At 70.5% G+C, this 11,720-nt stretch carries 12 protein-coding genes; 4 read left to right on the top strand and 8 right to left on the bottom strand.

Going from position 1 to position 11,720, the window contains the following annotated elements; translation table 11 throughout:
• Positions 1-29: 29 nt before the first annotated feature.
• Positions 30-1,109: a pyrimidine utilization protein A gene (rutA, locus tag ROTAS13_RS00660; RefSeq protein ID WP_019460924.1), complete on the top strand. Its 1,080-nt coding sequence runs from the start codon at positions 30-32 to the stop codon at positions 1,107-1,109.
• A gap of 53 nt (positions 1,110-1,162) precedes the next feature.
• On the opposite strand, the gene ROTAS13_RS00655 is transcribed toward rutA, so the two are convergent.
• Positions 1,163-1,609 carry a VOC family protein gene (locus ROTAS13_RS00655; protein ID WP_075821259.1) on the bottom strand — a complete coding sequence of 149 codons (447 nt, stop codon included), beginning with the start codon at positions 1,607-1,609 and terminating at the stop codon, positions 1,163-1,165.
• A 137-nt stretch (positions 1,610-1,746) separates the two neighbouring features.
• Here ROTAS13_RS00655 and ROTAS13_RS00650 point away from each other — a divergent pair, with 137 nt between their 5' ends.
• On the top strand, positions 1,747-3,180 hold the full coding sequence (locus tag ROTAS13_RS00650) for an amidase family protein (RefSeq protein WP_058389993.1): 1,434 nt from the start codon (positions 1,747-1,749) through the stop codon (positions 3,178-3,180).
• Between the two features lie 33 nt (positions 3,181-3,213).
• Here ROTAS13_RS00650 and ROTAS13_RS00645 read toward each other — a convergent pair whose 3' ends face one another.
• The gene (locus ROTAS13_RS00645; protein ID WP_079253283.1) at positions 3,214-4,875 is read right to left on the bottom strand and encodes a tannase/feruloyl esterase family alpha/beta hydrolase; all 1,662 of its coding nucleotides are present in this window, start codon (positions 4,873-4,875) and stop codon (positions 3,214-3,216) included.
• Positions 4,876-5,069: 194 nt separating this feature from the next.
• On the opposite strand from ROTAS13_RS00645, the gene ROTAS13_RS00640 reads away from it, so the two are divergent.
• Entirely contained in the window at positions 5,070-6,263 is a 1,194-nt protein-coding gene (locus ROTAS13_RS00640) for a M20 family metallopeptidase (RefSeq protein WP_058389992.1), read from the top strand.
• A gap of 218 nt (positions 6,264-6,481) precedes the next feature.
• A complete protein-coding gene (locus ROTAS13_RS27945; RefSeq protein ID WP_252571186.1) occupies positions 6,482-6,643 on the top strand; it encodes a DUF333 domain-containing protein in 162 nt (53 codons plus the stop codon).
• A gap of 1 nt (position 6,644) precedes the next feature.
• On the opposite strand, the gene ROTAS13_RS00630 is transcribed toward ROTAS13_RS27945, so the two are convergent.
• The 6 genes from ROTAS13_RS00630 to ROTAS13_RS26910 all read right to left on the bottom strand — a co-directional run.
• A complete protein-coding gene (locus ROTAS13_RS00630; protein WP_126281873.1) occupies positions 6,645-6,935 on the bottom strand; it encodes a hypothetical protein in 291 nt (96 codons plus the stop codon).
• A gap of 195 nt (positions 6,936-7,130) precedes the next feature.
• Positions 7,131-7,487, bottom strand: a complete 357-nt coding sequence (locus tag ROTAS13_RS00625; protein WP_058389989.1) for a hypothetical protein — start codon at positions 7,485-7,487, stop codon at positions 7,131-7,133.
• A 203-nt stretch (positions 7,488-7,690) separates the two neighbouring features.
• Positions 7,691-8,665, bottom strand: coding sequence for an N-carbamoyl-D-amino-acid hydrolase (locus tag ROTAS13_RS00620; protein ID WP_058389988.1), 975 nt, complete (start codon positions 8,663-8,665; stop codon positions 7,691-7,693).
• A 40-nt stretch (positions 8,666-8,705) separates the two neighbouring features.
• Positions 8,706-9,194 (bottom strand): GNAT family N-acetyltransferase, encoded by a 489-nt coding sequence (locus tag ROTAS13_RS00615; RefSeq protein WP_058390000.1) that lies wholly within the window; start codon positions 9,192-9,194, stop codon positions 8,706-8,708.
• An 8-nt stretch (positions 9,195-9,202) separates the two neighbouring features.
• Positions 9,203-10,582: a dihydroorotase family protein gene (locus tag ROTAS13_RS00610; protein WP_075821258.1), complete on the bottom strand. Its 1,380-nt coding sequence runs from the start codon at positions 10,580-10,582 to the stop codon at positions 9,203-9,205.
• Between the two features lie 752 nt (positions 10,583-11,334).
• On the bottom strand, positions 11,335-11,720 hold a 386-nt coding region (locus ROTAS13_RS26910), incomplete at its 5' end, for a hypothetical protein (RefSeq protein WP_216348563.1).

The following is an 11,720-nucleotide window of genomic DNA, read 5'->3' as shown; positions in this document are numbered from 1 at the left end:
GCGCGCAGCGCCGTCGAGGGAGCCGTCCCATGGATATCGGTGTCTTCATCCCGATCAACAACAATGGCTGGATCATCTCGGAAACCTCGCCGCAATACATGCCGAGCTTCGATCTCAACAGGCGCGTGGTGCAGAAGGCCGAGGGCTATGGCCTGGATTTCGCGCTCTCGATGATCAAGCTGCACGGCTTCGGCGGCAAGACGGAGTACTGGGACTACGGGCTGGAAAGCTTCACGCTGATGGCAGGCCTGGCCTCGGTGACGAGCAGGATCCGCCTTTTCGCCTCGACCGCGGTGCTGACCCTGCCACCGGCCATGGTGGCGCGCATGGCGGTGACGATCGACAGCATCTCGGGCGGCCGCTTCGGCGTGAACATCGTCTCCGGCTGGCACAAGACCGAGTACAGCCAGATGGGCCTCTGGCCGGGCGACGTGCATTTCGGCCGCCGCTACGACTACAGCACCGAATATGTGACGATCATGAAGGAGCTGTGGGAGACCGGGGAGTCCGACTTCAAGGGCCAGTTCTTCCAGATGGACCACTGCATGCTCAAGCCCTCACCGCAGGTGCCGATCAGGCTGGTCTCGGCCGGGCAGAGCGACCGCGGCATGGAGTTCGCGGCGCAGTACTGCGACTACAACTTCATCCTGGGGGAGGGCGTGAACGAGCCGCGCAAATGCGCGCCGCTGCCCGCGCGGATGCAGGCGGTGGGCGAGAAGGCCGGGCGCGACGTGGGCTCCTACGTCCTCTACATGCTGATCGCCGAGGAGACCGAGGAGGAGGCCTGGGCGAAGTGGGAGCTGTACCTCAAGGGCGCCGACAAGGAGGCGCTGGCCTACATGTTCGGCCGCGCGGCGGACGACAAGGATGCTTCCGGGACCTCCATGGCCGCCTCGGTGCTGCGCTCGGCCAGCGGCGTCAACTGGAACATGGGCACGCTGGTGGGCAGCCATGAACAGGTGGCGAGGATGCTCGACGATGCGGCGGGGATGCCGGGGGTGAAGGGGCTGATGCTCACCTTCGACGACTTCATCGAGGGCATGGACAAGTTCGGCCAGAAGATCCAGCCGCTGATGCGGAGCCGGGCGAAGGTGCTGGAAAGCGTCTGAGGCACGCTTCCCCGGGGTCCGGCCTGTCCGGCTCCGGGGCCCGCCGGTGGCGGTCAGGGCCCGGCCCGTTCCGCCCGCCAGGGCCGCCTTCCCAGGCCGGTGAAGAAACGCAGCAGGTAGCCGTCCGGATCGGCCAGGACGAATTGCCGGTTGCCGGCCTCGGTGTCGTCCTGGCGGTACCAGCGCTCCTCCAGCGGGATGACGATGCCGAGATCCGAGGCCAGGACGCGGTCATGCAGCGTGTCCACGTCGGGGATCTCGATCTGCAGGTTCATGCCGCGGCCATAGGGATGCTCCAGCGGCGCGGTGCGGAAGCGGCGGCCGGGACCGGCGGCTTCCTCCAGCATCAGGTGCACCGGGCCACGGATGAGATAGGCGAAGCGTTCCTCGGGCCGAGCCACATGGCAGCGGAAGCCGAGGATGTCGCAATAGGCGGCCAGGGAGCGGCCGAGATCGGCGACGTCGAGTTCGGGAACCACGGGGGGCGGGCGAAAGGACATGCGGGCAGCCTAGCAGGCGGGCCGGGCCGCCGCAGCCTTCCCCGGCACGGCATCCAGGCGGCCACTGGCATACGCGCCACTGCCATACCGGACGTGGCCTATCCCTGCGGCGGGCGTGGGAGCAGGATGCGGCCGCGATGGTGACAGCGATGACGACCAAGACCGATCCCGCGCTGCTGAGCGCCGAGGAGCTTCTCGCGCTCTATGCACGCCGGGCGCTCAGCCCCGTCGAGACCCTGAAGGCGGTGACCGAACGGGTGGCGCGGTACAATCCCTGGGTGAACGCCTTCGCGGCGCTGAACCCGCGCGCCCTGATGCAGGCGGGGGAAAGCGAGGCGCGCTGGGCCGCCGGGCGGCCGCTGGGGCCGCTGGACGGCGTGCCGGTGACGGTGAAGGACCTGCTGAACGTGGCGGGCTTCCCGACCCGGCGCGGCAGCAAGATCACCGACGCCACCCCGGCGCCGGAGGACGCGCCCGCCGTGATGGGGCTGAAGGCGGCGGGGGCCGTCATCCTGGGCAAGACCACCACCACGGAATTCGGCTGGAAGACGCCGGGCGACTGCCCGCTGCACGGCATCACGCGCAATCCCTGGGACCCGCGGCGGACGCCGGGCGGCTCCTCCTCCGGCGCCGGGGCGGCCGGGGCGGCCTGCTTCGGGCCGCTGCATGTCGGCACGGATGCCGGCGGCTCGATCCGCATCCCGGCGGCCTATTGCGGGCTGGTGGGGGTGAAGCCGAGCCATGGCCGGGTGCCGCAATGGCCGCACAGCGCCTTCGGCAGCGTCTCCTGCGCCGGGCCGATGACGCGCAGCGTGCGCGACGCGGCGCTGATGCTGAGCGCCATGGCGCGGGCCGATGTGCGCGACCCCTTCTGCCTGCCCGATGAGCCGCGTGACTGGCGCCAGGGCATCGAGGGCGGCGTGCGCGGGATGCGGGTGGCGGTGATGCGCCGCCCGGGCTTCGACGCGCCGCTGGATGCGGATGGCGAGGCCATGCTGCAGCAGGCGGCGGACTGGCTGCGGCAGGAAGGCGCGCTGGTGGAGGAAGCCGATCCGGGCTTCCCCGACACGCGTGAGGGCTTCGGCCGCGTCTGGGGCGTGGCGCTGGCGCGGATGGTGTCGCTGACGCCCGAGGCCAAGCGCGGGATGCTGGATTCCGGGCTGGAGGAGGTGGCGCGCCGCGAGGGCGGGACGAGCGCCATCGATTTCCTCGGGGCCGAGGTTGCGCGCACCCAGGCGGCGCATGCGGCGGGGCAGTTCCACCTGCGCTACGACCTGATCCTGGCGCCCTGCACGCCGACCGCGGCCTTCGCGGCGGATCAGCCGACGCTGCACCCCACCCAGGCGCTGTGGCGCGACTGGGCGCCCTGGACCGCCGTGTTCAACCTGACGCGGCAGCCCGCGATCAGCGTGCCGGTGGGTCTGGATGCCGAGGGCATGCCGCGCGCCGTGCAGGTGGCGGCAGCCCAGGGGCGGGACGATCTGTGCTTCCGCGCGGCGCGGGCGATCGAACGGGCGGCGGGCTTCCCGCTGGCCGATCCCGACCTGGCGGCGAAGGCACCGCGCGTCTGAGGACAGGCCGGGGGTGCCCCCCCCGGCCACACCTCATTTCGGCATCCCGCAGGCGAAGCTCGCCGCCTCGTCGGGATTGCCCTTGCCGTCATAGGTGGCCACCTGCGGATAAGGGCAGAGCGGCCGTCTGCGCGCGATGCGGTCGCCGGCACGCTGGGCGGCGGGGATGCTGTCCGGCGCCTTGCCGGCCTCGACCCATTCGACCAGCGAGGTCATGGCGTCGAAACTGTCCGTGCCGAAGCCGCCGCGGCAATGGAACATGCCGGGCACCATGAAGAGGCGGAAGAAATCCGGCGTGGAGGCGCCGTTCCTCGCCATGGCCTTCTCGTAGTACTCCACGCTCATCAGCGGCGTCAGCGCCGTGTCGGCCCAGCCATGGTACATGATCAGCTTGCCGCCGCGCCGGCGGAAGCCGGAGAGATCCGTATCGGTGGCGTTGACCAGGCCGCGCACGGCGGACATGCGCGCCGGGTCGCGGGCGAAGTCGAAGCTCGCAGGCTCGAAATCCGGGCGCGGCTTCCCGAAGGCCATGTTCTGCATGAAGGTCATGGCATATTCGAACTGCCGCGAGGGCTGGCCGGGCAGGGGGATGATCCAGCGCGTCCAGCCGCCCGCGGAATCGGTGCCGCCGGGCAGGCTGGGGCCGCTGGCCTCGGAACCCACGGGGAAGCCGTGGAAATAGGGCGTGCCATCGGGCAGGCGGATGCCGGTGTTGATGGCGGAGATGGCGCGGGCCTGCGGCGCGGTCAGGCAATCGTCGCCATCCTGGCCCGCCGCGCACTGCTTCACGTCGCGCGCCGGGTCGAAGTCGCAGCGGCGCGGATCGGCGAGGAGCCCGTCCTTCAGCCCGTCGGCGGCGTCGCAGCGCGCCATCACCGCCTGGGACACGGTGCCCATCTTGGCGGGGGTCAGGCCGCTGCCGCGCAGGGCGCGGTCGTTCCAGACGTAGTTCACCATGGTATCGACGAAGTTCGAGACCGGCGCGCCGGCCAGGATGCCGTCGAAGTCGTCCGGGAAGCGCTGCGCCGAGATCAGCCCCTGGCGCCCGCCGGTGGAGCAGGCATCCCAGTAGGAATAGGCGGGCGGGCGGCCGTAATAGGCGGCGGTGGCGCGCCTGGCCTCCTCGACGGTGCGGTGCACGGCGCGGAAGGCATAGTCCACCATCTTCGCGGTGCTGCCGGCGAAGCTGCCCAGCGGCTCGCGCTCCGCGTCATGGCCGGTGTTGTTGCTGGCGACCACGAAGCCCCGGCGCAGCGCGGCCTCGCGCGTCTCGCGCCGCGCAGGGGCGTCGAGGTCCTCGCCAGCATAGCCGCCATTGCCGAACATGTAGAAGCGGCGGTTCCAGTGTTCCGGCAGGTTCACCTCGAACTGGATCTCCGGCGCGATGACGCCGCGCAGGCGGCAATAGGCGGGAATGTCGCCCGAGGCCGGGAGGCTGGTGGCCGAGGTGATGGTGACCTCGCCGCCGGAAAGTCCGGCACGCAAGCTGTCGCAGCCCTGCTGCGGCTGTTGCGGCGCCAGCGTATAGGGCACGCCGGACTGCGCGGCGCGGGAGAAGGTGCCGGTGCCCGCGCTTTCCGAGATGCCGCGCACCGCGTCCGATGGCTGCTGCGGCGCCGGCTGGGCGGCCAGCGGCGCGCCACCCAGCAGCGATGCGGCGATGGCCAGGCGGAGCCCGGTCCTGCGTTGCGTCATGCTCTTGCTTCCTCTCCGAACGGGCGGGCGGATTCGGTCCGCCGACGGCGGGAAGGCTAGCCCGCGCGCGCCGGAAGCGTGAATCGCGGGCCCCGGGGAAACTGCCTGTCCCCGGGGCCGGCGATGGCGCGGCGCCTCGCTGCCGGGCCGTCCTTCTGCTAGGACCGCAGGCCGCGCAGTCGAGGAGAGCGAGCATGTCCGCCGATGGCACCGAGGCCTGGGTCCTGGATTGGCTGCAGCAGCATGAGGCCGCGATGGCCGCGCTGCTGGAGGCCATGGTCAACACGGATGGCGGCTCCTACGACAAGCCGGGCGTGGACGCGGTGGGCGCCATCGTCCGCCACTTCCTGGCGGAACACGGCATCCCTGTGGAAACGGTGCCGGGCGAGCGCTTCGGCGACTGCCTGCGTGCCATGGTCGAGGCTGGCGAGGGCGCCGTCGTGGCGAGCGGCAACCGGCAGCGCAACATCCTGCTGATGGGGCACCGCGACACGGTCTTCCCGAAGGGCGAGCCGCAACGCCGGCCCTTCCGCATCGAGGGCGGCCGCGCCTATGGGCCGGGCGTGGCCGACATGAAGGCCGGGCTGGTGATGAACATGTTCGTGCTGGCGGCCTTCAAGGCGGTGGGCGGCGCGCCGGGTCCGCTGGTCGGCCTGTTCACGGGCGACGAGGAGATCGGATCGCCGGAAGGACGGCCGGTGATCGAGGCGGAGGCGCGCAACGCCCGCGTCGTCTTCAACAGCGAGCCGGGGCGGCCCACCGGCAACGTGGTCACGGGGCGCAAGGGCGGCGTCTTCATGGTGATGGACATCGAGGGCCGCGCCGCGCATTCCGGCGGCAACTTCGAGCTCGGCATCAGCGCCATCGGCGAGCTGGCGCGGAAGATCGTGGCGATCCATGCGTTGACCGACCTGGAGCGCGGCATCACGCTGAATGTCGGGCTGGTGAGCGGCGGCCAGAGCGTGAACACCGTGGCGCCGCATGCGCAGGGGCAGATCGACCTGCGCTATGTCGATCCGGCGGACCGCGAGGAGATCATGGGCAAGCTCCACGAGATCATCGCGACCTCCTACGTGCCTGGCACGAAGGCCACCCTGACCATCAAGGGCGAGTTCCTGCCCCTGGTGCAGGACGCGGCGGCGAAGCGGCTCTTCGACGCCTATCGTGGCGCGGCAGCGGAAACCGGCTTCCAGGTGGAGGGCGAATTCGCCGGCGGCTGCGCCGATAGCGGCTTCACCGCCGGCGTGGGCGCGCCGACGCTGTGCTCCGTGGGGCCGGTCGGCGGGCTGGCGCATAGCCCGGAGGAGTATCTGGAGATCGGCAGCATGGTCCCGCGCGCCCAGGCCCTGGCGCTGGCGATCCTGGGGCTGGAGAAGGCCGGGCTCTGAGCCCCGGCCACAGCCACGTGGCCGGGCCGACGTTGCACCGGCATGAAGCGGAGACGAACGTCATGAAGTGTCGGACAGGGCTTCCCCTTGCCGGGCTGGCATTCGCCCTTCTCGCCGGCTGCGGAGCTGCGCAGGATGGTGGCGGCGCGGCCAGGGAGGCGAATGGCCGGAGCGCGCCCCGGCCTGTGGCGGGCACGGCGGCGGGAGCGGCGGTCGGGATGCCGAACCCTGCCTCCGTCTTCTGCCGCGACCAGGGCGGCACGACGCAGCTCCGGAAGCAGGCGGATGGCAGCGTGATTGGCCTCTGCCGTTTCCCGGATGGCCGGCTCTGCGAGGAATGGTCCTTGTTCCGCAGCGGCGCCTGCCTACCGCCACGCTAGGCTAGCGGACCGGGGCGTTCCGCTGCGTCGGGCGGGGCACGGGGCCGCCCAGGAGCCGGGGCTTTTCCGCCAGCCAGGCTTCGCGGCGCAAGCGGCGGCCCTCCTCCTCGCGCTCGGCCGAATCGCTGCCTGGCAGTGGCCTGGAGCGGCCCATGGTACGGGCATCCTCGGAGAAGAGGTTGCCGAAGCTGCGGTCGAACAGGCTGTCCATCATCGCGGCCGCGGCAGGCGTGCTGAACGCCAGGAGCAGCGGCAGGATCAGGAGGACAGGCATCCGGATCGGGGCCTTCATGAAACGGGTCTCGGGCATCCGGCGGGGCACGGAAGCCTGCCTCGCATGGATACGCGCCGGAGGAAGTGAACCTCTAATACCGGGACCGCGGAGCCGCGACCGGGCCAGCGTACATCTCTGCGTTGTCTTGCGGCCATGGCCCGCCGGAAGACGCGCCGCGTGGCAAGGACCCGCCCGCTCCCGCCAAGCCCTAACCTAGCGGATTCCCTGTTGCAGCAGGGGCGTTGCCTCGGGGCCGCCCGCCTGGGGGCCGGTTCCCGGCGGGCGCTGGAGATGCGCACCCCCCCGGATGTTGTCGGCGGGCGCCCCCTGCTGGCTGAGATCCGGCGCACGATCGGCCTCCAGCATGCCGGCCCGGGTCATCGCATCCGAACGGTTCTGCGGCGCCGCGGTCGGGGGCTGGCGGTTGAGGAGGTCCTTCTGCTGCTCCCGCCGGAATTCCTGGTCCAACTGCTGCTGGGCCTGCCGGGAGGCATCCTGTGCCCAGGCCGCACCGCTCATGGCAGGGCTGGCCAGGCTGGCGGCGAGAACCGCCATGACGACGCGTTTCATGGCCTGATGGTCTTCCTGTTCCGTTTCCTTCGCAACGCATCAGGATGCCCTTTGTTCCCATGACAGTCCGGGAGGACCGTCCTGCATCCGCCGCAGGGCCGTCCGGCGGCGCAAAGGGCGGTGGCGCGCCACGCGGGGGCCGTGCGGCCACTTTGGCTGGCCTGACGGTGCAGGCCGTTTGCCGAGCCTGTGCCCGCCCCGTGTCAGCGGCGCGCGCCGCGGGGTTGCCAGACCGGTGGTTCGGACGAGCCCACCTGTTCCACGATGCGGCCATAGGCTTCGGGACGGCGATGGGCGGCGAAGTTGAAGATGGTGGTGCGGCCGAGATTGCACATGTCCAGGTCGCAATCCGCCACGATCAGCTCGTCGTCCCAGGAGGTGGCCTGGGCCATGATCTCGCCCTGCGGGTTGCAGATGATGGAATGGCCGAAGAGCTCGTGCCCGTCCTCCACCCCGCCCTTGGCCACGCCGACGCCGAAGCAGGCATTCTGGTAGCAGCCGGACTGGATCGAGAGATGGCTGTGCAGCACGCGCAGGTGGTGCGCCTCGAAGCCGCGCCGGTCCTGGTTGATGCTGGGGGTGTTGTAGCCGAGCATGACCAGCTCGACCTGCTGCAGCCCGAGCACGCGCCAGGTCTCGGGCCAGCGGCGGTCGTTGCAGATCAGCATGCCGATATTCACATCCTGGCCGCCGACCGGGGCGCGGACCACGGGGAAGCCGAGGTCGCCGACCTCGAAGTACCGCTTCTCCAGGTGCTGCACCTGCCGGACCGGGTCGTAGTCCTTGTGCCCGGGCAGGTGGATCTTGCGGTACTTCAGGACGATCTCGCCTGAGGGATGGACGAAGACGGCGGTGTTGAAGCGGCGCCCGTCCGGCGTCTTCTCGGCATAGCCGAGATGGAAGGCGATGCTGTATTTCCGCGCGGCCTCGAAAAGCGGCGCGGTCTCGTTGGAGGGCAGCGCCGTCTCGTACCAGTGGTCGGCATTGGCGATGTCCTCCTCGTACCAGCGCGGAAAGAAGGTGGTCAGCGCCAGCTCGGGGAAGACGACCACCTGGGCGCCGTGCCGGTGCGCGCGCTCCATGAGCCGGACCATGCGGCCAACCGCGATGTCGCGGCCCTCCGCCTTCTGGATGGGGCCGAGCTGGGCGCCGGCCACCGTGATGAGTCGCTGTGACATGGCGCAGGGAGGTACACCCGGCCCCGCCCCGCGCCAATGCTCAGGATGCGGGCGCCGGATCGTCCAGCATCAGCTTCATGCCGCTATGGGTGGCAGAAAGGCCCAGTTGCTCATAGAAGCGGCGGGCCTCGGCCCGGCTGGCATGGGTGGTGAGCTGCATCAGGTTGCAGCCCGCCGCCCGGGCCCGATCGATGGCATGTCGCATCAGCGCCGTGCCCAGGCCGCGCCCGCGATGGGCGGAGGCGATGCGCACGCTTTCCACCTGCGCCCGCATCCGTCCGGTATGCGACAGGTGCGGCAGCAGCATGAACTGCAGGCAGCCGACCGGCTCGCCCGCTTCATCCTCCGCCAGGATCACCGACCAGCCGGGCAGGGCGGCAATGGCGGCGAAGGCCCGCTCATAAGCGGCGGGGAGCGCGGCATCGGCACTGGCCGCCGGCACCTCGCGTTGCACGCCGAAGCCGTCATCGGCCATCAGGCGCACGATGGCGGGCAGGTCGGCGGCGGTGGCGTCGCGGAAGCGGAGCATGGCGCGCGTCACCCTATATAGGTGTCGTGGTTCTGGCGCGGCACGAATCCGCCGGTGCCGGGCTTCGCCAGCACCTCCTGGCCGTCCCAGATGCAGGCGCCGCGCAGATAGGTGGCGGCGACGCGCGCCTTGACCTCGCGGCCGTCATAGGGCGACCAGCGGGCATCCTCGCGGTCGCGGATCTCGGCGGCGTCGAAGGTGAAGTCGCCCCGCTCCAGAACGCAGAGATCGGCATCCGCGCCGACACGGATGGCGCCCTTCTTCGGGAAGAGGCCGTGGAAGCGGGCCGGGCGCTCGGCGCAGTAGAGCGCCATGAGCTGCGGGGAAAGGCCGCGCCCCACCAGCAGCGTGTACATTACCGGCGCGAAGGACTGCATGCCGGTGAGGCCGGCGCCGACGGCGAAGATGTCGCCCTTGTAGACCTTCTTCTCGCGCGGCCAGGGGGCATGGTCGGTGGAGACGTAGGCGATGCGGCCGGCCAGCAACTCCTCCCAGATGCGCTCCACCTCCTCCGCCGTGCGGAAGGGCGGGTTGCACTTGCCGAAGCCTTCCAGCCGGACGAGGTCCTCCTCGGTCATGCAGAGATACTGCAGGCAGGCCTCGCCCGTGGCCTTGCCACCGGCGCGCCGGAAATCCTCCGCCATGCGGAAGCCACGGGCGATCGAGGAATGCGCCATGTGGACATGCGCACCCGTTTCCAGCCCGATCTCGAAGATCTCGCCGTCCGCCATGCTCTCGGCCAGAGGCGGGCGGGTGCGGCAATGCATGATCGGGTCGGTGCGCCCTTCCGCCTTCGCCTGGGCGGTCAGGAACTCGACCATTTCCTGGTCCTCGTTGTGGACGGAGACCATCAGCCCGGTCTTCGCGATCTCCCGGAAAGCCTCGACCATGGTGATGTGGTCGATGCGGGGAAAGCGGTTCTCGTCGTATTCGTAGGTCGAGAGCTTGAAGGAACAGGCGCCCGCCTCGGCCAGGGCGGGGATCACCGCCAACCCGCCATGCTTGCGGATGGTGGCGTAGAGGGCGACATCCACATGCGCCAGCCGCTCCACCCACTCCACCTTCTCGCGGAAGATGCCCGCATCCGTCACCGCGCGCGGCACGTCATAGGGCATGTCCACGCAGGTGGTGACGCCGCCGGCCGCCGCCGACATGGTCGCGCCCTCGATGCCGGGAAAGCCGACAGCGCTGCCGGTGTGCATATGCCCGTCCACCAGCCCCGGCAGCACGAGATCGCCGCGATGATCGGCCACCGCATGGGCGGCGGGCGGCTCGCCTTCGCCGATTCCCGCGATGCGGCCGGCGCTGACGGCCACCCAGCCATCGGCGAGGATTCGGTCGGGAAGCACCAGCTCTCCCCGGATCAGGAAGTCGTAGGTCCGGCTCATCGGGTCTGCCTCTTGGCTGATCGCGTCATCGTGTCTGCGGATGGACATGACGCTAGACCCGTTGCGGCGGAAGCGCGAGAGCGAGGCGCAGCGGGAAGCGCCGGGCCTGTCCCGCTGCCGCGCCGCGCAGGCGAAAGGCCGGGTCGGGCAGTGCCGCGCATGGCCAATGGATCGCCGGATTCCCTTTCGCACAAAGGCAGGAAGCGAAACCGCGCGCGACCGCCGGGGCATGTCGGAGCGTGGCGCGGACCACCTCCGGGATGCGTGCCCTGGGCCCTGTCGCGGGCGTTGCGTCCCAGGCGCGCCAGGGGCGTGACCTGCACCGGCCTGGCGCCGGACGTATCCGCGCCTTGCATCAGGCGATATGCGGCGAAGCGCGCTGGACAGGGTTGCCGCGCGTTTTCGTTGACAAGCATCGGGTGCATCCCGATAGCGTGCGTCACGCGCCATGATTCGCGCGATTCGTCTGAAGCGACGCACGGCTGGGTGTCGGATGCGGCTTCGGCGAAGAGCTTCAGCAGGTGGTGTCGCGGAACGAGGAACGGTTCGAAACCAGGAACCGGAATGGAAGCCGGTGAGGCATCGCGCAACCGGGCAGTTCTCCCCGGTAGGCAGGTTCGGGATGCGACGTCCGGATGCGACCCCAGGTTCCGGGACGATCCGCCGGACAGGGCCGGTGACCTTCGGACCGGCGTTTCAACACATTCCCTTCGCGCGATTTGCAGCCGGAGACGGCATGGCACGTTGCCGTTTCAGGCCAACAGACGACAACCTTCAAAATCCAGCAGGAGACCAGTCATGAGTGAAGATACCGGCGAGAAGGCCCCGCGGGCCCAGGCCATGGCGGTGAGCACCACACGCCGCAGCGCCAGCGCGCGCCGTGGCACGGCCACCACCCGGAAGGCTCCGGCCGCGGCGAAGAAGCCGGCCGCGAAGAAGGCGGCGACCACGCGCACGGCCGGGACAACGAAGCCGGCTGCGAAGAAGGCGTCGACGAGCCGCGCGGCGACCACGCGCACGGCCGCGGCGAAGAAGCCGGCCGCGAAGAAGGCGACGACGAGCCGCGCGGCGACCGCGCGCACGGCTGCGGCGAAGAAGCCCGCCGCGCGGAAGACGGCGACCGCCGCCCGCACCACGA

It is taken from the genome of Roseomonas sp. TAS13, assembly GCF_001950415.1.
GTDB lineage: Bacteria > Pseudomonadota > Alphaproteobacteria > Acetobacterales > Acetobacteraceae > Roseomonas > Roseomonas mucosa.
Note: the sequence above shows the minus strand (reverse complement) of the source record. Positions and strands in the feature narration are given on the sequence as shown.